The organism is Idiomarina sp. UBA3176, assembly GCF_002364295.1.
In the GTDB taxonomy this organism is placed as follows: domain Bacteria; phylum Pseudomonadota; class Gammaproteobacteria; order Enterobacterales; family Alteromonadaceae; genus Idiomarina; species Idiomarina loihiensis.
Genome location: NZ_DEXU01000027.1, coordinates 89024 through 114017 on the forward strand (window position 1 = coordinate 89024; position 24994 = coordinate 114017).

General features: G+C 47.2%; 19 protein-coding genes. 4 read left to right on the plus strand and 15 right to left on the minus strand.

The window, feature by feature from the left end:
- Positions 1-92: 92 nt before the first annotated feature.
- A complete protein-coding gene (locus tag B2U97_RS13535; protein WP_286822854.1) occupies positions 93-1661 on the plus strand; it encodes an AbgT family transporter in 1569 nt (522 codons plus the stop codon).
- A gap of 5 nt (positions 1662-1666) precedes the next feature.
- Here the strand turns inward: B2U97_RS13535 and B2U97_RS13540 are convergent, their stop codons facing one another.
- The 4 genes from B2U97_RS13540 to rnhB all read right to left on the minus strand — a co-directional run bounded on the left by B2U97_RS13540 (position 1667) and on the right by rnhB (position 6252).
- Complete coding sequence (locus B2U97_RS13540; RefSeq protein ID WP_011234903.1) at positions 1667-2869, minus strand: multidrug effflux MFS transporter; 1203 nt, start codon at positions 2867-2869, stop codon at positions 1667-1669.
- Complete coding sequence (locus B2U97_RS13545) at positions 2869-4674, minus strand: bifunctional metallophosphatase/5'-nucleotidase (RefSeq protein ID WP_286822855.1); 1806 nt, start codon at positions 4672-4674, stop codon at positions 2869-2871. The genes B2U97_RS13540 and B2U97_RS13545 overlap by 1 nt, the downstream gene beginning before the upstream one ends.
- A 12-nt stretch (positions 4675-4686) precedes the next feature.
- Positions 4687-5622: an isopenicillin N synthase family dioxygenase gene (locus B2U97_RS13550; protein WP_286822856.1), complete on the minus strand. Its 936-nt coding sequence runs from the start codon at positions 5620-5622 to the stop codon at positions 4687-4689.
- Between the two features lie 66 nt (positions 5623-5688).
- Entirely contained in the window at positions 5689-6252 is a 564-nt protein-coding gene (rnhB, locus tag B2U97_RS13555; protein ID WP_286822937.1) for a ribonuclease HII, read from the minus strand.
- Between the two features lie 103 nt (positions 6253-6355).
- On the opposite strand from rnhB, the gene B2U97_RS13560 reads away from it, so the two are divergent.
- Entirely contained in the window at positions 6356-7927 is a 1572-nt protein-coding gene (locus B2U97_RS13560; protein WP_286822857.1) for an AbgT family transporter, read from the plus strand.
- Positions 7928-7968: 41 nt separating this feature from the next.
- Here the strand turns inward: B2U97_RS13560 and B2U97_RS13565 are convergent, their stop codons facing one another.
- Together B2U97_RS13565 and B2U97_RS13570 are read right to left on the minus strand one after the other, a co-directional pair.
- Positions 7969-9264 carry a methyl-accepting chemotaxis protein gene (locus B2U97_RS13565; protein ID WP_286822858.1) on the minus strand — a complete coding sequence of 432 codons (1296 nt, stop codon included), beginning with the start codon at positions 9262-9264 and terminating at the stop codon, positions 7969-7971.
- Positions 9265-9403: 139 nt separating this feature from the next.
- On the minus strand, positions 9404-9817 hold the full coding sequence (locus B2U97_RS13570; RefSeq protein ID WP_110013805.1) for a VOC family protein: 414 nt from the start codon (positions 9815-9817) through the stop codon (positions 9404-9406).
- A 63-nt stretch (positions 9818-9880) separates the two neighbouring features.
- Here B2U97_RS13570 and B2U97_RS13575 point away from each other — a divergent pair, with 63 nt between their 5' ends.
- Both B2U97_RS13575 and B2U97_RS13580 read left to right on the plus strand, forming a co-directional pair.
- Positions 9881-10294: a DUF3293 domain-containing protein gene (locus B2U97_RS13575; protein ID WP_110013806.1), complete on the plus strand. Its 414-nt coding sequence runs from the start codon at positions 9881-9883 to the stop codon at positions 10292-10294.
- Entirely contained in the window at positions 10242-11216 is a 975-nt protein-coding gene (locus B2U97_RS13580; RefSeq protein ID WP_309109150.1) for a DMT family transporter, read from the plus strand. Before B2U97_RS13575 ends, B2U97_RS13580 begins: the two co-directional genes overlap by 53 nt.
- On the opposite strand, the gene B2U97_RS13585 is transcribed toward B2U97_RS13580, so the two are convergent.
- The 9 genes from B2U97_RS13585 to B2U97_RS13625 all read right to left on the minus strand — a co-directional run bounded on the left by B2U97_RS13585 (position 11206) and on the right by B2U97_RS13625 (position 24981).
- Complete coding sequence (locus tag B2U97_RS13585) at positions 11206-12261, minus strand: endonuclease/exonuclease/phosphatase family protein (protein ID WP_286822860.1); 1056 nt, start codon at positions 12259-12261, stop codon at positions 11206-11208. The two genes, B2U97_RS13580 and B2U97_RS13585, sit on opposite strands and share 11 nt — an antisense overlap.
- A gap of 422 nt (positions 12262-12683) precedes the next feature.
- Positions 12684-14261 (minus strand): dihydrolipoyllysine-residue acetyltransferase, encoded by a 1578-nt coding sequence (locus B2U97_RS13590; RefSeq protein WP_286822862.1) that lies wholly within the window; start codon positions 14259-14261, stop codon positions 12684-12686.
- Between the two features lie 12 nt (positions 14262-14273).
- Positions 14274-15251, minus strand: coding sequence for an alpha-ketoacid dehydrogenase subunit beta (locus B2U97_RS13595; RefSeq protein WP_110013809.1), 978 nt, complete (start codon positions 15249-15251; stop codon positions 14274-14276).
- Positions 15251-16438, minus strand: coding sequence for a thiamine pyrophosphate-dependent dehydrogenase E1 component subunit alpha (locus tag B2U97_RS13600; RefSeq protein WP_110013810.1), 1188 nt, complete (start codon positions 16436-16438; stop codon positions 15251-15253). The genes B2U97_RS13595 and B2U97_RS13600 overlap by 1 nt, the downstream gene beginning before the upstream one ends.
- Positions 16439-16595: 157 nt before the next feature.
- Positions 16596-17627: a succinylglutamate desuccinylase gene (gene astE / locus B2U97_RS13605; RefSeq protein ID WP_286822867.1), complete on the minus strand. Its 1032-nt coding sequence runs from the start codon at positions 17625-17627 to the stop codon at positions 16596-16598.
- 12 nt (positions 17628-17639) lie between these two features.
- Positions 17640-18350 carry a DUF599 domain-containing protein gene (locus B2U97_RS13610; RefSeq protein ID WP_286822868.1) on the minus strand — a complete coding sequence of 237 codons (711 nt, stop codon included), beginning with the start codon at positions 18348-18350 and terminating at the stop codon, positions 17640-17642.
- A 131-nt stretch (positions 18351-18481) separates the two neighbouring features.
- Positions 18482-21658 carry an efflux RND transporter permease subunit gene (locus B2U97_RS13615; RefSeq protein WP_286822869.1) on the minus strand — a complete coding sequence of 1059 codons (3177 nt, stop codon included), beginning with the start codon at positions 21656-21658 and terminating at the stop codon, positions 18482-18484.
- A 5-nt stretch (positions 21659-21663) separates the two neighbouring features.
- Positions 21664-22893 (minus strand): efflux RND transporter periplasmic adaptor subunit, encoded by a 1230-nt coding sequence (locus tag B2U97_RS13620; RefSeq protein WP_286822871.1) that lies wholly within the window; start codon positions 22891-22893, stop codon positions 21664-21666.
- Positions 22894-23013: 120 nt separating this feature from the next.
- A complete protein-coding gene (locus B2U97_RS13625; protein ID WP_034821637.1) occupies positions 23014-24981 on the minus strand; it encodes a monovalent cation:proton antiporter family protein in 1968 nt (655 codons plus the stop codon).
- Positions 24982-24994 lie beyond the last annotated feature (13 nt).

Consider the following 24994-nt stretch of genomic DNA (forward strand, 5'->3'; position numbering starts at 1 on the left):
TAACCTACAAACGGCGCCCCGGATTTCAGCGGCGCCGTTTTTTTATGCTAGAATCTTGCGCTGGTCTAAAACTTATAATAAAGGCGCGAGTTATGCAGTCTCCCAATAATGACTATAACGCGACCAGCAAACGAGGCTGGTTTACCCGTTTTCTCGATGGCGTTGAATGGCTTGGTAATCTGTTACCCCACCCCATTACCCTATTCGCCGTTTTCTGCTTATTCATTATTTTCATTAGTGGCGTCGCTGCTTATTTTGGCGTCAGTGCAGTAGACCCCAGAGACGGCGAAACCGTTATCAAAGCTGTCAGCTTGCTTAATGCTGAGGGAATACAACGTATTGTCACTAATCTGGTCACCAACTTTACCGGCTTCACGCCTTTAGGGACTGTGTTAGTTGCTCTTTTAGGGGTTGGTGTTGCTGAACGTTCGGGCTTAATTTCTGCGGCTATGCGCGGGCTGGTCATGAAAGCTCCGCCGCGCCTGGTAACCGTAACCATTGTCTTTGCCGGTGTCATTTCTAACACCGCAGCAGAACTGGGCTATGTTGTACTGGTACCACTTGCTGCCATGATTTTCTACGGTCTGGGGCGTCACCCGTTAGCCGGTTTATCGGCCGCTTTTGCCGGTGTTTCCGCAGGCTACAGTGCCAACCTGCTAATTGGTACAGTAGACCCTTTACTGTCAGGTATTACCGAAGAAGCCGCTAAAATTATTGACCCGGCCTACACCGTTGGCGCAGAAGCCAACTGGTACTTTATGATGGTCAGTACCTTCCTGATTGCGATTATGGGCGCGTTTATAACCGACAAAATTGTCGAACCCAAACTGGGTAAATACAACAAAGACGAAGCCTCTATTGATTTGTCCGATCAATCCTCAATGGATCCTCTGACCAAACAGGAAAAACGAGGATTAATTTACGCAGGGTTAAGCGTTCTGGTTCTGGCCGGTATTCTGGCACTAACCGTTGTACCTGAGTGGGGTATTTTACGTCACCCGGAAACCGGTGATGTTAAAGGTTCGCCATTCCTGAAAGGCGTGGTTGTTTACATCTTCTTCTTTTTCGCCATTCCCGGCTTTGTCTATGGCCGCACGGTTGAGACCATGCGAAACGACCGCGATGTTATCGACGCGATGTCGCACAGCATGAGTACTATGGGTATGTATATTGTGCTGGTATTCTTTGCGGCGCAGTTCGTTAACTTCTTTAAATGGACAAATTTCGGGACTATTTTTGCCATTAATGGTGCGGAGTTCCTGACCAATATTGGCATGACCGGTCCTATCATTTTCCTGTTCTTCATTATGGTCTGCGGCTTTGTGAACTTGATGCTGGGCTCGGCTTCTGCGCAGTGGGCTATTACCGCCCCTATTTTTGTGCCGATGCTGATGCTGGTTGGCTACTCGCCGGAAGTCATTCAGGCGGCGTACCGCATTGGTGACTCAGTCACTAACGTTATTACACCTATGATGAGTTACTTTGGCTTAATATTGGCCGTTGCAGCTCGTTACAAGAAGGATTTAGGTATTGGCACTCTGGTTGCCATGATGCTGCCTTATTCTATGTTCTTCTTTGTTGGCTGGTCGGTGCTCTTCTTCCTTTGGGTCTTTGTCTTTGGATTCCCTGTAGGACCAGCCGCACCGACTTATTATAACTAAAAAGCTTATTCTGGCCGGCGCATTACGCGGTATGCAATTACCGCGAGTAAGCCGGCCACACCTATGACCCAGGCCATGGCGTAATCAGTGAATGAGCCAGCCTGACTCACCCCGGCAGAAACCAAACCAGCAATTAAAAACTGTAAGCTACCGGTTACGGCAGACGCCGAACCTGCGCGTTCTTTCTGTTCAGCCAAAGCCCCGGCCATAGCGTTCGGGAAAACCATGCCTAAAGTCGAAATATAGGCAAATAACGGCAGCAATATTCCCCAGAAACCGGCATTAAAATACGCCATAACGCACATGACAATGGACACCACGGCCAATATCGGTAAGGAAACGTTCAGGATCTTGCGTGAGGAGTGGTATTTCAGCAACCAGCCATTAAGCTGCGAAAAGCCAATAATACCAATAGCGTTTAATCCAAACAGCCAACTGTAGTGCATGGGTTCAAGACCAAAAACCTCAATAAACATTTTTGGCGAACCTGTGATGTAGGCAAACAACCCAGACTGAGCAATAGCACCGGTTAACGAATAACGCAGAAAAGAAGGGTCGCGCAAAACCGCCCAGTAAGTGCTGCCCGTATTTCGCATACGCACGTCATAACGGCGCCCGCGGGTTTCCGGCAGAACAAAGTGGATAGTCACGGCGGAGGCCACACCTAAACCGGCGACAATTAAGAACAGAGCACGCCACCCCATCCATTCGGTTACATAGGCACCAAACAGAGGCGCCAGAATAGGCGCAACTCCCATTACCAGTATGAGGAATGAAAACACACGAGCCGACGCTTGTGGTGTATATAAGTCACGCACCACAGCCCGGGCAATAACGATACCGGCACAGGCCCCTATAGCCTGCAGGAAACGTAAAGCAATAAGCCACTGAATATCCGGCGCAAAAGCGCAGCCAATGGATGTCACCACGTAAATAGCTAAACCGATATAAAGCGGGTTTTTACGCCCAAATTTATCGGTCGCAGTACCGTAGAGCAGCTGCCCAATAAAAAGACCGAAGAAAAATGCCGTCAGCGACAGTTCAACGTGGTGTGTATCGGTCGCATAGTCCGACGCAATAGCGCTGAAAGCCGGCAGGTACATATCAATGGAAAGTGGCGCAAAGGCCGTCAATAACGCCAGAATAACAACAATAAAATCGAATCTGGCGTTATCGGAAACTGGGGCTGGCTCGAATGCTCGAGCCATTATTTATCTCCCACAGGAACATATGACTGCGTCGCGAATTCTTGCGGACGCTTCAGAACCTCCTGCTCTCTGGCATAATCCACCAGCGACTGAGCATAGTCTATTCCTGTATTACGGGCTCGTCCGCGCTCACTGACACGATAAAAGGTGTCATAACCGTCCTGACCGCCTGCAATAAAGCTGTTTGTCACCATCACGTAGGTTGCTCTGGCGGTCATTGGCTGCCAACTGCTGCTGCCTTTATCCCACACTTGCAGGTTAGACACACGACTGCCTTTTTCTTTGGTTAAGTCCACCGAATAACGAATACCGGCACCATAGGGGTAAGCTCGGGTTGAGCCGCCATCAGAAATGGAATAGGCCAGTGCTTCTTCCATTGCCTGTTTGAACTCAGAGCCGCTCAGTTCCAGCTTAACCAGAGTATTCGCAAAAGGCAGTACATTGAAAGCGTCGCCCACGGTAAAGTCCCCCTGGCTAATACCTGAGCGGACACCACCACCATTTTGAATAGCAAAGTCGGCTTCCGGCACTGAGTTCAGGAAAGCTTCAGCAACCAGACGGTGAGCACCAGAACTCATAATGTCAGCACAACCATCGCGTCTTGGCAGATCAATTTCCTGACTGCAAATTTGCTGTGGCACCTGCGCCAGCACTTCGGCAGAAAACTCTTCAACTTTGCCTTGATACTCCTGCAACATGCTTTGCAGCTCAGCGTCAGGTTCAACAAAGCTGAATACGTCACTGTCTTCCAGTGCGGTTTTAATCGGCTCGTAAGTTGTCACAATGCCGTCGCTGACCTGAATGTCGTTACTCAGAAGATAATGCGGACGCCCGCCGCACTCTGCAATTTTGTCACCTTCAAATACCGCCTGCATCTCGCCAACTACCAATGAATATTGATAAGCATGGCCAATACAAACTTTGTCGCCGTCGGCATTGGTCAGTTCGGTTGGATAAGGCCCGTCAGACTCCATACCAAAATCACTGAAATCGCCTAACAGCGTATGCGAATCACCACCAATAACAATATCCACGCCCGGCAACTGCTGCACCAGCTCTTTGTCCCGCTCGTATTGAATGTGCGTCAGCAGCACTATTTTCTCGATACCCTGCTGTTGAACTTCCGCTATATACTTGCGCGCCGTTTCCAGCTCGTCTAAAAACTCAGTGGATTCATCGGGCTGCGATGACTTCTTGGTTTTACTGGCAATATCCAGACCAATAATGGCTATTTCTTCACCGCCACGCTCGACTATTGTGTAGGGCTGAAACATTTGCCATTCGCGGTTCGGAGTTAACGGCGACTCACCAACTTTGGGTTTTATATTAGCTCCGAGCTTTACGGTAGGACAGCTTTCAGTCCCCAATGCCTGCAGAAACTCGGCAAGGCCGGCGTCACCGGTGTCAAATTCATGGTTACCAATAGTGAAGGCATCGAAACAGACGTTGTTCATCATGCGGGCGTCGGCTTCACTACCAAACAAGGTGAAATATAAGCTGCCTGTCAGAGCGTCACCGGCATGCAATGTCAGCACGTTTTCGTTAGCCGCGCGGAGCTTTTTAATTTGCGCACCAACACGCGGGAAGCCGCCGGCTTCAACTTGCCACTCCTGCTCTCCCCACACTAAAGTTTGCCGCTTGGCGTCCAAATTAGAGTGGTGGTCGTCAATGTGCAGCAACGTCAATCGAAACTCATTGCTTTCAGGCTCCTGCGGAGCAGATGCGCAACTGATCAATAATGCAGAAACAGTGACAGCAGCCACACCCTGAACTATGCGTTTTAGATTAAACTCGCCTGTTTTCACCAGCTGTTCCTTTTAGTCTTTTATCAAACCAATTTCACGTAAGCGCTGCATTAGATAGTCATCAGCCGTAATAGGTTCATCTCGCTGAGGATTTTCGTCCGAAATACAGCTTTCCAGCGGTGTGATCATCACATCCGGATTAAAATGTAAAAAGAAGGGTATTGAGTAACGCGACTTTTCATTAAATGGTGCCGGCGGATTAACCACCCGATGCGTTGTCGATGGCAGCACATGATTCGTTAAGCGCTGCAGCATATCACCCACGTTACAAATAATGGCACCTTCAATAATCGTTACCGGCACCCAGGTGCCGTCTTTCGCCAGCACTTCTAACCCCGGTTCACGCGAACCCACCAATAGTGTCAGAACGTTGATGTCTTCATGCGCACCAGCACGAACCGAGGGCGTATCTTCATCAATAATAGGTGGATAGTGTAAAGGCCGCAAAATTGAATTGCCGATATTCACTTTGTTGCGGAAAAAGTCTTTCGGCTGACCCAAATAAACTGACAGAGCTTCCAGCACCTGATTACCCAGCTTATCCAAAGCCGCATAAATAGCCAGCATATCGTCTTTAAATTTAGGCAACTCTTGTGGCCAGACGTTTGGCAATAGTTGCGGGTACGGCGGCTCTCCTTCAATTTCACGACCCACATGCCAGAACTCTTTTAAGTCGACATGTTTGGCGTCTTTAGCCACTTCAGTACCAAAGGGCGTGTAGCCTCTGGCGCCGCCCTGACCCGGGCGGTGATATTGTTTTTTTACATCTTCAGGTAATGCAAACAATTCACGACAGGTATCCAGTGCCCGTTCAATAAGCGCGGTATCGACGCCGTGCTGAGTTAAGGCAATAAAACCGTATTTTTCGTAACCATTACCGACATCTTGAGTAAAAGCATCAAAATCATTCTGATAACGGCGCATATCAACGTGCGGGATAGACTGCATGGTGAATTCCAACTTCCTGAAAGAGCTTAATGAACAGGCCGTTATTGTATGAATTTTCGGGTTAAATCACAAGTTAGCAAGGAGTCGCTTAACCGGGTTAAAGCCTTTACGATGTATAGGACAAGGCCCGTATTTTTCTAATAATTCGAGGTGCCTGGGCGTACCATAAGCTTTGTGCTTATCAAATTCATATTGTGGGTACAATTCATGCCACTTGAGCATCTGTCTGTCCCGTTCCACTTTCGCTAAAATTGAAGCAGCAGCAATGCACTGTTCGCTGGCATCGCCTCCAACAATGGCTTTTGCCGGTACATTCAACTCCGGAACCCGGTTACCGTCCACCAGCACCATATCGGGTTTTACCGGCAGTGCTTCCACGGCTCGCTGCATGGCTTTCATTGACGCCCAGAGAATGTTAATGGCTTCTATTTCGTCGGGGTCAGACTGAGCAATAGTCCAGTACAGTGCTTTTTCTTTTATTTCCAGACTCAGTTTTTCACGCTTTTTCTCGCTCAACTTTTTTGAGTCGTTAAGCCCTTCAATTGGATTATCCGGATCTAAAATGACAGCCGCAGCCACAACCGGCCCGGCAATAGGCCCACGACCCGCTTCATCTGTACCACAAATCATTGACACTTTTTTCACCTTGTTCGCTTTGTTCCACCTTACAATAATGGTTATGATACCTGCGCATAATAATTAGACCAATAAAATAACAACCAGGGGTTTCACCATGGCTCAATCTCCACAACCAGACCGTTCGCAAAAAGAAAAGCCGGACAGTCTGTTAAATCGCCTTTTAGACGGCGTTGAAAAGGTCGGTAATAAACTGCCCGATCCGGCCGTTATGTTTTTTGGCTTATTAATCATTGTCTGGGTAATGTCGTGGCTGTTGTCCGGCGTGAGTTTTGATGAGAAGCACCCGCTTACGGGTGACTCTATTGGCGTCATCAACTTATTAAGCGGCACCGAGTTTACGGCTTTTCTTGCCAATATGGTTGATACTTTTATGGGTTTTGCGCCTCTGGGGGTTGTGCTGGTAGCTATGCTGGGTGTGGGTGTAGCCGAACGCTCGGGTTACATTAATGTCGCCATTAAACTCATGTTGAACGTTACACCGAAAATGCTACTGACGCCGATACTTATTCTGGTTGCTATAGTCAGTCATACGGCCGTTGATGCCGGCTACGTTCTGGTTATTCCTTTAGGCGGTGTTATTTTCTACGCGGCTGGCAGACATCCGCTGGCAGGTATTGCCGCTGCTTTTGCCGGTGTTTCCGGCGGTTTCAGTGCCAACTTCGTACCTTCGGCAATCGACCCGTTGCTGCAGGGCTTCACTCAAAGTGCCGCACAGATTATTGACGCCGACATGCAGTTAAATCCGCTGAACAACTATTTCTTTACAGCCGCTTCGTCAATTGTCGTCGTCGCCATTGGCTGGTTCCTGACGGACAAGGTGGTAGAGCCCCGTTTACGCGGTGCAGAAGTTGATGGTGACGCCGAAGATATGCCTGCGTTAGACGACGTCTCCCCGCGAGACCGCAAAGCATTTTATGCTGGCGTAATTACCATGGCGGTAGGTTTGACTCTGTTGTATTTCTCAGCAACGGCTGAAAATACTCCTCTGGCTGACCCGGCAACCGGTGAATTGGCATCTTACTCAGCACCTCTTATGGGTATGATTGTACCGCTAATTTTCTTGCTGTTTATTATCCCAGGTATTGTTCACGGTTATGTTTCCGGTAACTTTACCAACTCCCAGGACGTTATCGGCGCAATGACTAAGTCAATGGAAGGCATGGCCTACTATATGGTTATGGCGTTCTTCTGTGCCTTATTCATAAAAGCGTTTGGAGACTCACAACTCGGCACTTTAATTTCCGTTAAAGGCGCTAACTTCCTGGCCAGTCTGGAGTTGTCCGGTGGAGTCACTATGGTCGGTATCGTCTTCTTAGTAGCCTTTATTAACTTATTTGTCGGTTCAGCATCGGCTAAATGGGCCCTGATATCCCCTATTTTTGTGCCTATGCTAATGCAGTTAGGTTATTCACCCGACTTAACCCAGGCGGCGTATCGTGTCGGTGACTCATCCAGTAATATTATTACGCCGTTGCTGCCCTACTTCCCGCTGGTCGTTCTTTATTGCCAGCGTTATGTTAAAGGCACGGGCATAGGTACGTTAGTTGCAATGATGCTGCCTTATACCGTAGCGCTATTAATACTATGGTCTGCCTTCCTTATCCTCTACTGGACACTTGGTTTTCCTCTGGGTATCCAGGCAAACTACGTTTACCCTGCGGGCTAAATGTCTAAGTGTAAACTCCTATGAAAAACGCGTGAGTCACCTTAAGAAAGGTGGCTCACTGCATTGACGACATTCGTCGCACCTTCATCTATCTCTTCTATCAAGCTTTTTACTTTTTCAATTTGCTCTTTCCCGCGCTTTGCCATTTCCTGAATATCGTCAATAGACAACGAAATAGCTTCCGAAACTTCTGAACTGCGCTGCATAACGCCCGATATCTCGCTTGTTGCCTGCGTCGTTCTGGTTGCCAAATTTCTTACTTCGTCAGCAACCACAGCAAACCCACGCCCATGCTCACCCGCTCTGGCAGCTTCAATCGCCGCATTTAATGCCAGAAGATTTGTTTGTTCAGCTAGTGCGTTAATGGTTTTAACAATTTCTTCAATACTAACGGCTTGCTCTTGTAACTGCTCAATAATATCGTCGGTTTTCTGGCTTTTAGTCAGAATTTCATTAGAGGTTTCCACAGAGACATCAATAGAGGCTTTACCGTCTTTCACTATCATCGCCGTTTGCTGAGACGTCGAATACGCAATTTCTGCAGCTTCTGTGGTTTGTTGGGCTTTTAACACTTGCTCCGTCACGTCGCTGGCAAACTTAATGATTTTTACAACTCGACCATTACTATCAAAAATTGGGTTGTAACTGGCTTCCAGCCAAATCGGTTGCCCGTGCTTGCTGACACGCTTAAAACGTCCGGTTTTAAACTCACCTTTACCAAGTTCTCGCCAAAAACCCGGATTTTCATCGTAAAAGCTTTGCTCACAAAACAGCTTATGGTGCTTGCCGGTAATATCGCTGAGCGAGTAACCCAAAGTGTTCAGAAAGTTATCATTTGCCCAGGTAATGACTCCGTCAGGTGAAAACTCGATAGTCGCCATTGACTTATTAATTGCCGTATTAATGGCGGTTTGCTGCTCTAAGGCGGTGACTTCGTCAGTGACATCACTGGCAATTTTCGTAATGAAAACAACCTCGCTTTTCTCGTTTTTAACAGGAAAGTACGTCGCTTCTAACCAAATAATGTCGCCATTACTGCGAATGCGCTTAAATCGCTCATGCTGCGACTTACCCTCTGCCAGCTGCTGCCAAAAATTTCGATACGCCTGAGAAGATGAATAACTCGGTTCACAAAACATTTTGTGATGTTTAGAGATAACATCATCGAGACCATATCCCATGGTTTCCAGAAACTGGTTATTGGCATTTAAAACATAGCCCTGAGGGGTAAAGTCAATACGCGCAACATTACTGTCAATGGCATTCATTAACTGTTTATATTGCGACAGCTCTTCAGTGGTTTTAGCGAGCTGGTGTTTCGTTTTAGCGCAAAGCATTAAGGTATTCCTACAACAAACAAAGAACTTTTGAATGCGATAGTTTACGCTTTGCTGGTCTAATCAGATCAAAAAAAGATCTATTTTAGAGTAAATACTTACCAATACTTGATCTGTATCAAATTCGCTAAAGCCGGCATTAAGAACTCCATGCCGGGTTCCAGGTAACTTCCCAAATATGACCGTCCGGATCTTTGAAGAAACCGCCGTAGCCACCCCAAAATAAGTCTTTAGCCTCATGAAGAATGGTTGCTCCTGCCAATTTAGCCTCATTCATAACTGCATCAACTTCAGAGTGGGAACTGACATTATGGCTCAGCAGCACCTCATTAGCATTTTTAGCGACATCAACACCCATTTCAGCAGCAATGCTTTTACGCGGCCACAAAGCCAACCTCAAACCACTAGGCAGTTTAAAGAAAGCAACGGCACCGTTTTCAATGTCCTCACCGACAATGCCCTTCGTTTCCCAGCCTAAACCGTCCTGATAAAAAGCAAGTGCGCGCTTTAAGTCATCGACTCCCAGCGTAATAACACTGATACTTGGGTTCATAGAATCTTACTGCCTCAAAAGTTAAACTCTTACTTTAATTAACGCTTAAGTGATGGTCAAAGTATGGACGCAACATTGCTGGAACATTATAAAAATACCGACTACTGGTTTGTTGTGAATGGCCAAAAAATGACTTTATCGGTAGGTAGCACCAATAGCGACTTTAATACACTCTGTCATGACTTAAACTGCAAAACAGGGGCCTTTATTACCGCTTTTAACCCTCAAAGTCGGCAGTTAACCTTTGACGAGAATTGCGAAAGGAACCAACAGTTAGAAGCTGAATTAGTGGGTTTTAAAGGCATTCGATACTTTTACGGAGTAGGTCAAGACCGCAGTTTCCAATGGCCAGCCGAAAAAAGCTTTATGGTTTTAGGGTTGAGTCAACAAACAGTCATTGACCTTGCCCGCCGATATCAGCAGAATGCCTTTCTCTGGATTGAACACCAACAAGCTGCAGTGCTCATCGACGTATGAGTTAAGGGGGGCACCATGCCATCACACCATAGCCGCTGATAAACTCGCGTTTATCTACGCCCTTATTGCCGTTTTATTATGGTCGACGGTCGCTACGGCGTTTAAAATCACACTAGAGTACATGACGCCATTACAAATGGTAACAGCCGCCAGTGTCGTTTCCTTTGCTATTCTAAGCCTAGTCTGTGTGATTCAGAGAAAGTCTCACTTGTTGCTGCTTGAGCTGCGGAAAATGCCCTTGTACTACGTACTAATGGGGCTTATTAACCCTCTTATTTACTATTTAGTGCTTTTTCAAGCTTATAAACTGCTACCTGCCTCCGAAGCTCAGCCCCTGAATTACACATGGGCAATAGCACTCAGTATTATGGCCGCCCTGTTTCTAAAGCAGCATATTCGTCGCCGCGACTGGGTCGCCTGCGCACTGGGTTATTTTGGAGTGCTAGTTATAGCGACCCGCGGTGACTTATTAGGGCTAAGCTTTAGCAACCCCTGGGGTGTTTTACTAGCCTTAATATCAACCTTCCTGTGGGCAGGATACTGGATACTCAACACCCGACGTAATGCAGATTCAGTCGTTAGCCTGGTCTTGTCCTTTGGCCTAGCATTGCCAATTCTAATTATTGCCAGCTTTGTCTGGAGCGACTGGTCGAACATACCCTGGCAAGGCTGGGCAGCTGTCAGTTATGTCGGATTATTTGAAATGGGTATTACCTTTCTGTTTTGGCTAAAGGCCATGAAAACAGCCACCAACACCGCACTTATCAGCAACTTAATTTTTATTTCGCCCTTTATCTCGCTGTTGCTGCTCTCGGTCGTGATTGGCGAAACCATTTACCCAAGTACGCTAGTTGGGCTTATGCTTATTATTTTCGGACTGTTAGTTCAACGTATTCACATTCGACGTAAGCTTAAGCCATAGCCTTATCCACAATCTCATCAGCAGCTTCTTTGTCATCTTTATCCGGCGACGGACCATCACCGGCACCATTTTCTCCCGGAGCTAAAGCAAGCTCTGTCAGTAATGGAAAATGATCTGACCCAAAACCCGGTAAACGAGTCATTGAAACCAGTGCAAAATGGTGGCTATGAAAAATATGATCGAGCGGCCAGCGAGCAAACCAATAGTCCGCGTGGAAAGTGTTAAACATACCCCGTCCCACGCGCGGGTCTAATAAACCACTTAGCTTTCGAAAAAGCAGTGTCGTTCTCGACCAGGCCACATCGTTCAAGTCGCCAGTGACTATAGTCGGATGCTTCTCGGGCTCTACGTGTTTCGCAACTAACAGGAGTTCACCATCACGCTCCTCCGACTCCTCATTTTCCGTTGGACTCGGCGGCGCCGGATGCACAAAGTGCGCTTTCACTTTCTGCCCTGTCGGTAACTCAATAAAACAATGTATCGATGGCTTATCGTCTTCAATTAGGTATTCAATGCTAATGTCAGATAACGGCAGCCGAGAATAGAGATGCATACCATAGAGATTATCCAAAGGTACTTTAACCGTATGAGGGTAGTTCTCTTCAATAGCCTCTAACTGCTCCCCCCACCATCCATCAGACTCAAGCGTTACCAGAACATCCGGCGTATAGTCCCGAACCAACTTAATAAGGCCATCACTGTTACGGTTAGGCGTCAGTACATTCGCCGTCATAATTCTAAGCCGAGCCCCTGCCTCGCCTACATCAACCGCTTTCACTTCTTTCGGGAATAAAGCCGTATAAGGCACCACCCACCACAGCTGACAAACAAGACAACCAATAATCAGCCCCATAGCCACCGCAGTGACCGATGTCCAGTCACGTATAACCACAAAGCCAACTATCAACAGCACACTTAGCAGCACCGAAAGCTGCAAACGCGGAAAATCCAACCCGCGAATCCACCAAACCTGCGACCACGACAACGGCGCTAACGTCAGTACCGCCAGTAATATCGCTAAAGAAAGGTAAATAATTTCAAACATCTTGGCTCTCTATGCTTCTCAGATAAGAAAACCATAGCACAGCTATAAAAAATAAGGGGAAAGGAAGTGTTAAAGCTTCGGAGGAGTTCCTACGGATAGAGCGCTCCGCTTGGAGTTAAAACCCTCTGATACAGGAGACGCAACAAGCTCATCCATGAGGGCTTGACGAAGGCCATCCATGGCCTTCGACACTCCTGTATCAGAGGGTTTTAACTCTAGGCGCTACGCCCACTATCCGTAGGATCTGCTAGCTTTATCTAACTTACTGAACGCAGATGTAGATAGCCAGAAACAAAAAAAGAGTTAGGGATAAGTTAAGAAACTGTGTGACGCCAAGGATGGCGTCACTCAAGCCCCCAAGGAAGGGTTCACGGCGTGTTTCTTAACTTTCCTAACTCTTAGTTTCTGGCTCTTCCGTTATCTCAGACCATGTTAACCAACATGCTGGTTGGGTCTTCGAGGTATTCCTGCCAGAGTTTATTGAAGCGAGCAATGGTGCCGCCGTCGATAATACGATGGTCGCCTGACCAGCTTACCGTCATTATCTTACGAGCTACCACGTTGCCGCTTTCGTCAAAACGCGGTAATTCCTGCACTTTACCTAAGGCAACAATGGCTGCTTCGGGCTTATTAATGATAGGTGTTGCCACCGTACCGCCGATAACACCAATATTCGAAATGCTAATAGTACCGCCTTTCATATCAGCCTGAGGCACTTTGCCTTCTCGAGCAGCTTGAGTCAGACGAGTCACTTCATTGGCCACATCGATAATACTCTTGTTCTGTACCTGTTTTACGTTAGGCACTAACAAGCCAATTTTGGTATCGACTGCCATACCGATATTGTGGTCATCGAAGTAAGTAATTTCAGTGCAGTCTTCGTTCACCTGCGCATTCATTACCGGGAACTCTTTTAATGCCAGCGACAGAGCTTTAATAAAGAACGGCATGACAGTTAAGCGTACGCCTTTCTCTTTGTATTGCTCTTTCAGCTTTTCACGCAATGCGATTAAATCAGTAACATCAAACTCATCAGCGTAGGTGAAATGCGGAATCGTACTGACCGAGCTCATCATCTGCTTCGCCATGGCCGCTTTCACACCGCGGATAGCTTCAGTACGAGTCCCGCCGCTGGTAGCAGCTGCTTTCTGCGGTTGCTGGCTATCGCTTGGGGCCGCTGACTTCGGCTCACCCGATTTAAAGGCTTCAATATCTTTCTTCAGAACCCGGCCTTTTTTACCTGAGCCCGACACTTCCGCAATGTTAATATCGCTCTCACGTGCCAGACGGCGGACTGCAGGGCTGGCAATGGCTTTGCCCTGACGCGCTTTCGCTGGTGGCTCAGCTTCTGCTTTTGAGTCCGATGGCGAAGTCTTAGCGTCGGGGTCAACATGGCTCTGTGGAGCATTTGAACCAGGAGACTGAACACCACCAACTGGCTTCAACGCAAACAACGGTTTGTGTACTTCCGCAATATCACCTTTTTTGTGATACAGCTTGACCACGGTACCGTCGTCTTTAGCCGGAATTTCAACCGTTGCTTTGTCCGTCATGACTTCAACAACCGGCTGATCTTCTTTCACTTCGTCGCCTTCAGACACCAGCCATTCAACAATTTCGCATTCAACAATACCTTCACCGATATCCGGTAAAATAAAGTCAGTTGTATCGCCGCTGCTTGAGGTTTGTTTTTCCTCTGTTTTCGCTTCTTCTTTTTTAGACGGCTCGCTTTCTTTGGCAGGTGCCTCGTCAGAAGATCCGTCAGCTGGCTTTATTGCAAATAACGGTTCGTGAACCTTGGCAATATCACCTTTCTGGTAATACAGTTTTTCCACAATGCCGTCGTCTTTGGCCGGGATCTCAACCATAGCTTTGTCAGTCATGACCTCAACTACGGGTTGGTCTTCTTTAACTTCGTCACCTTCGGCAACCAGCCACTCAACGATTTCGCACTCTACGATCCCTTCGCCGATATCGGGCAGAATAAAGTCTTTACTCATGTCGATGGGTCCTTAGTAGTTCATTGAGCGTTTGATCGCTTCATAAATCTTCAAATGATCAGCCATGTACTCTTTTTCGTGACACAGCGGATACGGTACGTCGATACCGCACACTCGGCCAATTGGTGATTCCAGGTACAGGAAGCATTTGTCCTGAACTGTTGCCGCAATTTCGCTGGCGAAGCCACCGGTAATCGGTGCTTCCTGAGTGATCACCAAACGACCGGTTTTTAAAACAGATTGTGTAACAGTTTCAACATCCCATGGAGAAATAGTACGCAAGTCAATTACTTCGCATGAAACGCCGTCTTCTTCAGACTTTTCCACCGCTTTTTCAATCATTTCCATCTGCGCGCCCCAGCCAAGAACGGTAATATCTTTACCTTCTTTAACTACCTCGGCTTTGCCTAATGGAATAGTATATTCTTCTTCCGGAACATCGCCTGTCGACGCGCGGTACAACCGCTTCGGTTCCATAAATAACACCGGGTTTTTATCAAAAATAGCGCTCAGCAATAACCCTTTTGCTTCGTACGGGTTACGCGGGGTCACTATTTTAATACCCGGCGTATGCGCAAAGTAAGCTTCCGGAGACTGCGAGTGGTAATGACCACCGGCGATACCACCACCATACGGGGTACGAATAGTTAAACCACCAACGTTAAATTCATTACCTGAACGATAACGGAACTTGGCCGTTTCATTCACAATTTGGTCAAACGCCGGGAAGATGTAGTCGCCGAACTGAATTTCGGCAATGGCATAGCTGCCTTGTGACGCCAGGCCATTGGCAAAACCAATAATCCCCTGCTCTACCAGTGGGGTATTAAAGTTACGGTGCTTGCCGTATTTTTCAGTCAAGCCTGAAGTGGCGCGGAATACACCACCAAAACCACCGGTATCTTCACCAAAACTGTATACGTTGTCATGCTTAGCCATCGCCAGGTCTAGCGCGCTGTTGATGGCCTGTAGTAAATTCATTTTAGCCATTAGTCCAGTCTCCCCGACGTTTTACTATAGGCATCCGGGTATTTACGGATGTGCTCTTTCAACTCGTCTAACTGCTCTTTCAGCATGTCAGTCGGTTCGTCGTATACATCATTGATCAGTTCATCAATGTGCGGGACCGGTACTTTTTCTGACTCTTTTAACGCCGCCAGAACTTTGGCTTTCACTTCAGCATGATGCTCTTCAACGTGGTCTTTATCCAACCAGCCTTCGTTCATCATCCACTTCTGTAAACGCTCAAGCGGATCTTTCGCCTGCCAACCCGCTTCTTCATCACGCGTACGGTAACCAGTAGGGTCATCCGAGGTCGAGTGACCAGACATACGATACGACATGGCTTCAATTAAAACAGGTTCGTTTTCTTCTACAGCCAGACGACGAGCTTCCTGTGTCGCTTTGAGTACAGCGAAAACATCGTTACCGTCTATGCGTATGGTTTTCATGCCATAGCCGATACCACGCGGGGCAATACCGTCACCGGCATACTGCTCGCCTTGCGCCGGTGTAGAAATAGCGTAACCATTATTACGGCAGAAGAAGATGACCGGCACTTTATAAACCGATGCCATATTCAGAGCCGCGTGGAAATCACCTTCAGAGGCAGCACCTTCACCAAAGTAACAGATAGTGCACTTCTCGGTTTTATCCATTTTCTGACCAAACGCATAACCTGTTGCCTGTGGAATTTGTGTTCCCAACGGCGAAGAAATAGTCATAAAGTTTAAGTCAGCACAACCGTAGTGAACCGGCATTTGGCGACCTTTACCTAAGTCTTTTTCGTTCGAAAACAGCTGATTCATAAACTGTTCAACGGTAAAGCCACGGTAAGCTAATGCGCCCTGCTCACGATATTGGCCCATGATCATATCACCAGCATCCAGCGCGGCGGCAGACGCCACACTCTCGGCTTCCTCACCTCGTGAAGCCAGGTAAAAACTGATACGGCCCTGACGCTGTGCGGCGATCATGCGTTCATCAAGAATACGGATAAATTGCATGGTGTCGTGAATTTTCACGATAAGCTCTTTATCGTACTCAGGCATGTCCGCATCTTTATGAAAACTGCCATCTTCTTTTAAGATTTGCAGCATTGGAATTGTGACTGAGTCTTTATCAAACCATTTCGGTTTCGTCACAATTTCTGTGTCGTGTTTTTTATCCTTGACCATAACCTTCTCTTTCGGTTTTAAGCTGGGTTGGAAATTGCCGCTACTTTACCTTTACGTAAAGTGACATGCAAACCACACCCTAATGAAAACTGAGTGCGCTAAGTGTAAATAGAAACGAACAGTCTTAACAAAGTTCGGCAACTTAGGCTCAATAATTTCAGACTAAATCGAGCGACTCTGTAGGTACTCTAACCACAGTTAATAACGCCCGGTGCCCCAGCGCCACTTTGGCATTAGGGAAAATAATATGTTCACCGTCATGCTGCGCGTAACATGCCTTGTCACCATCCCAGGCCAGTAGCTCCCCTTTATTAAAAGAGGTGAAGTTAGCCACATCATCCGCAAAGTTTAGCTCAAAGTCAGGTTGTGTGCGGTTAATGGTTTGCGCTTCTTTGAACACATAGTGTTGTTCTGGTTCAAAGGGACCAAAATCCAGCTCAGTTTGCGAAATTAAGTCGCGTAAGGTGGTTTCCGCTGCGGCAAACTTAGTCCTGTCATTTTCGCCAAATGGACGGACTTTACCCAGCTCAACGGTAAACGCATGGGCATTAAACTGACGTGCGCTAAAATATGAAAATGTCGTTGTCGGCGCCTGATTTAATAATACCGTATCAACACCACAAGCCAGCAAAAACTGAAGCTGTTGGCGGCTGTAAGGTGCGCCATGAGTAAACGGATAAACGGCAAATTTCTCACGTTTAGAGTCGCGTATGGCGGTATGTAAGTCATAATGAAAACGTTCGCGGGAACCTTCCGGAGCCGATTGGTAGAAGCGCTCTACATAGTTTTCTATCTTTGCTGCACGCTCGCGTTCTTTATTTTGCGTACTGCCTTTACTGTGCTCGCCACTAAACAACCGGTTCATGTTTTCTTCAACAAACCGCTCACCTTTGTTTATTGAGGCTGGATTTGCAATTAAAAACAGCGAGCGGTGCGTTACTGTCTGCTTTTCATCAATAATGTCATTAATGATATCCCGGCATATTTCAATAGGAGCCGTTTCATTGCCATGCACCGCACAGGATAACACAATATCCTTGTGTCCCGGATTAGCCGGTGAAACTTCTAACACTCCGCTATCCCAGACCGACAGTTTTGTGCCATTGCTCAATGTTAAGTCATAACTCTCGTCACAACCCCACTCATGTTCACGAGTCCAGGCCAGAAAATCAGAAAATACCTTATTCACAACCTTCTCCTATTATTTTTTTCCCGGCACATAGCCTTTCGTTGCCAACAATTCACGTAACACCCGTGAACGATATTCACGACGATAAAGCACTGCGACGACCACAGCACTTGAAGCAATTAAGATGACGGGATGCAGAAACCAGGATAAATATGCCAAAGCAAAATAATATGTACGCAGACCCTTATTGTACTCATGTCCGGACTGATCCAGTACTTTTGCCGCGTGCATAGCAAAACGCCGACGCTCTTCTTCTGGTTTATTGCCCTGATGATACTCAACAGAAGCTCCCAGCAGGACAGATACAAAGCCGAACTGACGAATAGACCAGGTAAACTTAAAAAAGGCGTAGATAAAGATAATGGCTAACACCGACAGCTTAAACTGCACCAAAATAGAACTGGTGTTTGGACTCATCGGAATTTCATTTAGCACTAACACAACTTCATCAGCATGGGCTAAGACCGTAATAACACCAGCCAGAACTAAAATGGTAGAGGAGGCGAAGAAGGTTACAGTACGCTCGACATTACCAATAAGTGACGCGTCAGCAACTTGATTTTCTTTGTGCATGACAGTGGTAAACCAGTCAATTCTTAACGAGCACAAAATACTCGACAGACAATGCGTGGTTCGGGCTCGTTTGCGGGCAAACAATGAATAGCCTATCCAGCAGAAAAAGAAAAATAGCAATGCGGCAAGATCAAGAAGCGACAGCAACATGTCAACGTTTCCCCTGGAGTGTTCGGTTATTAATAATTTAACAGTTTAGAGTAGTTAGTTTACCAGTTTATGACGAACCATACGATAAAGCCGGAGACTTAGCTCCGGCTTTCTTTCATTTCCTCAAGCACTTAGTAGTGTTCCAGTGCCTCTTTGGTACTCATATCTTTAGGTTCAGGCGGTGTTGCCAGCCCATACCAGGACAACATGGTACGCATTCCTCGCTTAGTATCAGCCAGAATCAAGTACAGACAAGGTATTAACAGCAAGGTAATAATCGTTGCGAAAATAATACCGAAGGCCAGCGATATTGCCATTGGTATCACTATTTTAGCCTGCAGACTCTTCTCCAGCACTATCGGAAGCAAACCGAAGAAAGTTGTTAACGAGGTTAAGGTTATTGCGCGGAAGCGACGACAACCGGCATCCAACACCGCTTTACGCAAATCCGTACCCATTTCCCGGGCTCGGTTAACGTAGTCAACCATGACCAGACTGTCGTTCACCACAACCCCGGCTAACGCAATAATACCAAACAAGCTCAAAATGCTAACCGGCATGCCAATAACCCAGTGGCCAATAACCGCACCAATCATACCGAAAGGTATCACCGACATAATAATTAATGGCTGGCTATAGGATTTCAGCGGAATGGCCATTAACGCATAGACAGCAAACATTGCCAGCAGACCGCCAATTGCCAGAGACCCCGTTGCTTCGGCTTCGTCTTGAGTTGCGCCCTGCAACTGGAAGCCAACGCTTGGGTACTTATCCAGAATTCTCTGGATTTTCTCTTCACGCACTTCTTTGACGACCCGGAAAGGCTCGACTTTGTCTTTGTCGGCTCGCGCACGAACATTCACTGAGCGCTGACGGTCAATACGGGTAATGGTGCTGTAGCCTTCGGCAAACTCAATATCCGCCAGTTCAGTAAACGGAATTTCAGAACCATCCGCTGCTCGCAGCTTCATATCCTGTAAGTTGCCAACCGACTCACGCTGGTCACGAGGATAGCGAACCATGACTTTAATTTCTTCGTCACCTCGTTGTATACGCTGTGCCTCTGCACCATAAAAAGCGTAACGAACTTGTGTTGCAAGCTCTGCCAGATTAATACCCATGGCAGTTGCTAAAGGCTTGGTCTGCAGCAGAATTTCTTCTTTACCATCACCAAAGGTATCTTCAATATCGAATACACCGTCGTAGTCAGCCAGCTCCAGTTTCAACTCATCCGCAGCGGCTTTCAGTTCATCCAGGTCTTCACCCACTAACTGAAATTCAATATCAAAGCCACTACCGCCACTCATACTCCCCTGGAAATTAAGGGCTCGCACTCCGGCCAGTTCGGGAACAGCTTCACGCCACTGGTTCACAATTTCAAACCCGTCTATCTGGCGATCTTCACCTTTTTTCAATTCAACAAAAACAGTGCCAGCAGTACTACCGTCCATCCAGATATTGGTATGACGGACAACACCATCACCGTCACTTTCTTTAATCCGGCTGTTCACTTCATTGAGTGACTTTTCAACACTGTTCAGAACTTCAATGGTACGAGTTTCTGACGTTCCCGGCTGCATTTCCACGTTAGCCTGTACAAAGTCACTGGGAATATCCGGAAAGAACACCCACCGCACAATACCGCCGCTCATTAGTCCAGCCATTAAGATGAGTAAACCAACGAAACTGGCTAAAGTCGTATATCGATAATGCAGGCACTTCTTAAGAAATGGCCGATAGTAGTTATCTACAAATGACTTAATTGCACCTGCAAATTTATTACGAAAGCGCTGAAACGCATTGGCCTTTTCACCCTTTTGTTTGGAGTACTTCATATTGGCGATGTGTGCCGGCAAAATCAGTTTTGACTCCACCAACGAAAACGCCAGACAAAGAATAACGACCCAGGCTATAGACTCCCAAATAGCCCCCATGCCCCCTTCAACCGTCAACATGGGCACAAAGGCAACCATGGTTGTTAATACACCAAAGGTAGCAGGCATCGCAACTCGCTTAGCTCCGGCAATAACGTTATCTATACTTTTACCGTTTTCCTCTATTTCGGTATAGGCACTTTCACCTATGACTATTGCGTCATCTACTACTATCCCCAACACGAGTATAAAGCCGAACAGCGATATCATATTAATAGAGATATCAAACATCGGCAGCGGCATTAACGCGATAGTCCCCAGGAAACAAACCGGAATACCTATCATGACCCAGAACGCTAAGCGGAGCTGTAAGAACAGCGACAACATGAGGAATACCAACAGTCCGCCCATCCACATATTGTTCAGCATCAAGTCTAAACGGCCTTGCAGGTAATAAGACGAGTCTCCCCACTGTGATACCTGGACGCCGTCGGGCAGTTCTTCATTTTTTCTTTCCGTATAACCGCGGACGTATTCGGCTATTTTAAGATCGTTTTGATCACCCACTGACTGTACGCGGACAAAAGTTGCCGGCTTACCGTCAAAACGGGTATAAGACTCTTCTTCAATAAAACCATCTTCTACCTTGGCAATATCCCCCAGGGTCAGGCGCGTACCATCAGCACGGCTTAATAAAACAATTTTTTCAAACTCGCCACCAACGTAGGCCTGGTTATTGGCGCGCAATAAAATGTCACCGTTGGGCGTTTTAATTGAGCCACCGGCAACATCAATTGAGGTTCCACGAACCGCATCTACAATTTGTGAAAAGGTGAGTCCGTAGCGTTCAAGATCCTGCTGAGAAATCTCTACCGAAATTTCATAATCACGGTCACCAACAACATCAACTTTAGTGATGCCGCCGACCGTCTTGAGCTCATCGCGAACTTCCTTTGCCAACTCTTTACGGGAGCGTTCATCCAGGTCGCCGTAAACCGACATCCAGATAACTTGTCGCTGTGGTCTTACCCGGTAGATATTTGGTTTTTCAATTTGCTGGGGAAAGTTAGGAATCGCATCCACCAGCATTTTTACCTCGTCCATGACAACTTGCACGTCATAGTCAGGTTCAACTTCCAAAGTGACACTACCGCCGCCTTCCCGCGACTGAGAGGTCATCTCTTCAATACCATCAACATCTTCAATGGCATCTTCTATCAGCATAATAACGCCTTGCTCTACTTCCTGTGGCGCTGCACCGGGGAACGGCACCTGAATGCTGATAATATTCAGTTCAATTTCCGGAAACATCTGTTTGCGCACAGTGAACACTGACAACGCGCCTGCAACCAGAATAATGATCATCAATAAATTTGCGGCTACCGAGTTGCGTGCAAACCACGCAATCAGACCGGTTTGTTTTTCAGTCGTCATGATGTTTACCCGCCTACATTTTCAGAGTCTTCGGCATCTTTATCGCCGTTTTCATCTGTCTTAGCCGTTGTTTCCATTTGCTCTGGTAGTGGATCGCCGGGCAAACGTACTTTCATACCCGGTAACGCGTTTTTCAGCTGCGTCAGCACCACTTTGTCTCCACTCTCCAGTCCAGAGCTGATAAGGCTTATATTCCCCTGAGTTCGCACAACCTCAACATCGCGTTTTTCCAGCTCGCGGCTCTCAGGAACAATCCAGACAGACCCATCAGGATTCAGTGCATAGGTAGGAACTTCCATAACGCCCTGAGCCGCAGTGCCCTCAACTTTTGCCTGCACGAAACGTCCATAGCGCAAAGGAATTGGATGTGTCTCTTCACCCAGGTTATAAGGGTCAGAGACTTCTACGACACCATAGATAACCCGGCTGTTTTCATCTAAAACGCCCTCTGTACGAACCAGACGCCCCTGCCAGGTTGCCGACTCCCCGGAGACCATAGACTCTAACTGGACTCTGGGCGAAGTCCCAGCAACGGCCGGATCGAGAATATAAGTCATATCAAGGTCACTTAATGGCAACCTGACTTCTGCCGTGCGGGTATCAAAAACCAGGGCTATTTGGCTTCCCGTTGAAACAAACTGTCCCAGGTTGGCTTCTTTACTCCGAAGCACGCTGTCGTATGGCGCTTTTATGGTTGTCCGTTCTAAATCGCGTTCAGCTTTGGCAAGGTTAGCTTCGGCAGATTCAACTGCGGCAATGGCACTGGCCAACTGCGGTTTACGTAAGCCTAATTCAGGTGCGTTCCCCTCCTTAAATGCCGACCATTCTTCTTCAGCAACCCGGGCACGCGCTTTCTCTTGTTCTAACTCGGACTGAGCCTGTAACAAGTTAGCCCTAGCTTGCTGGGCTGCAACTTCATAATCAGACGGATCAACCTGAACCAGCATATCGCCTTTTTTGAAAAACCCACCGGCATGGTAATTCTCAGCAACGTCGACAATCTGTCCGGTCACTTCTGCAACCAGTGTGGTTGAATGCTTTGGCTTTACCGTTCCCTGAGAATCAACGATAAAGGTCATGTCACGAGGGCTCACTTCCAGAATTTCAACCATCGCAGCGGGTTTACTTGTATCTTTCTGTTTTGGCGGCTCCGCAGACATGCTTGCAAGTATCGATAAAACGATAGCTCCAACAATAATTAACGGCGGAATAAAGGCTCGTTTTTTAAATTTCATTTTTTATTGTTCTCATAATTGGTTAACTCACAGCATTACTATTGCTGTTAATAATGTAAAATGTTAGACGTTAACTGTTGCCAGTTGTGTGATTCCGGCACTAAGTTGTAACTGACTGTTTCAGCCTTCAAGTAACCACCGTTCCGCGGCCTCAACATAACGCGGTTTACCCACCAACAAGACCACGTCCTGCGGTTGTAATTCGGTATCACTATCAGGCTCCGGAATTTCCTCGTCGTCACGCCGTAAAGCTTTTAATTGCACCTGATGCTTGTCCCAGTCTAATTCATCAATGCGTTTGCCCGTCGCCCAGGCACCTTCCGGTAAGGTTAAAGCACGTAAAAACTCAAGTTTGTCAGCCAGTTCCGGTGTAATTTCAGTTTCATTCCCCTGAAAGAACCCATGCATTTCACCGTAGTGGTTACGCCTTTCTTTATCTAACCGCGCAAGAATACGACGTATTGGAATACCACTACGACTGAGCACGTGAGAAATAAGCATTAAGCTTGCTTCCAGTGTGTCCGGTACCACCTGCGATGCACCGGCTTCCTGTAACTGAGTCAATCTTGTATCGTCACGACTCCGTACAATAATGTAGGCCTCGGGGTTTAACTGGCGAAGCTCTTTTAGTACTTCAAGTGCGCGCAAATCATCAGCGAAACTGATAATAATCAGATCGACACTCTCGGCTCCTACCGCCCGTAAGATGTCTTTTCGGGCGCTGTCACCAAAGTAGACACGGGCGCCACCGGCAACGGCTTCCTGAACTCGCATGGGGTCATTATCTACAGCTATGTGAGTAATTCCCTCGGCGTCCAAAAATCGACTCATGGTTTGACCAACCCGGCCAAAGCCGCAAATAAGTACCTGGTTCTCCAACCCTTCACTGCCTGAGGTTCGTTGCTGCTCAATATCGACTAGAGGGTCAGGATGGCGGACGACCAGATTCACCAAAGATTTCAGACGATGAATCACAATGGGTGTTATCGCCATACTCAATACACCAATACCTATCATACTGGTGACTATCTCTTTACTCAGTAGACCATGACTGCTTGCCAACGCGACGATAACGAAGCCAAACTCCCCCATTTGAAATAGCGAAATACCACTGCCCCAGGCATCTTCGTCCCGCTCGCCCATAAAACGTGCTACCGAGCTAATTAAAGCAATTTTAATAACGGCCATTACAATCAAAGCCAGCAGTATCCAGTGAAAATTCTGGACGAAACCATAAAGCTGAAGCTGCATGCCTATGGTCGTAAAGAACAAGCCCATTAAAATATCGCGAAATGGGCGAATATCGGCTTCCAACTGGTGTTTATACTGGCTTTCCCCCAGCATCATTCCGGCTAAAAAAGCACCTAACGCCATAGAAAGACCGAAAACATGAGTCATACCACCTGCAACCAGTGCGACCAGAAGTGTCGCCAGAACAAACAGCTCATCGGTTCTTTGCTTGGCTATTTCTTTGAATAAATAGGGTAAGACCCATTTGCCTATAGTCATGAGCACCGCAATGACAGCGGCCCCCTTCGCCAGAGCCAATAATAAGGTGTAGCCAATGTTGCCATTATCGGAGGCCAGTAAAGGAATAATAATAAGCAGTGGTACCACCGCTATATCCTGAAACAGCAAAATGGCGACACTCATCTGCCCGCGACGGGTTGACGTCTGTGCGCTTTCTTTTAATTGCTTGATAACAACCGCAGTAGAGGACAACGCCAGCGCTCCAGCAATAGCCAGAGATGCAGCCCATTCATCCAGCCAGATAAACCCAATAAGCAAAAAGATTAACAAGGAACCAAGAACCTGAGCCGCACCTAACCCGAATACCCACCGCCGCATCGCGATCATCTTCGGTAAGGAGAACTCAAGCCCCAGCGAAAACAGGAGCAAAACAATACCCAGCTCAGCAACCAAATGATAATCATCCGGGTCAGCTATCCAGCCCATAACATCGGGCCCGGCAATAATACCGGCAACCAAGTAGGCTAGAATTGCCGGCAATTTCACCCTTCTGAAGAGCCAGACAAGAATAACGGCAACCGCTAATAAAAGCAGAAGGCTGGAAAATGTACCGTTCATTCATAAACTCCTG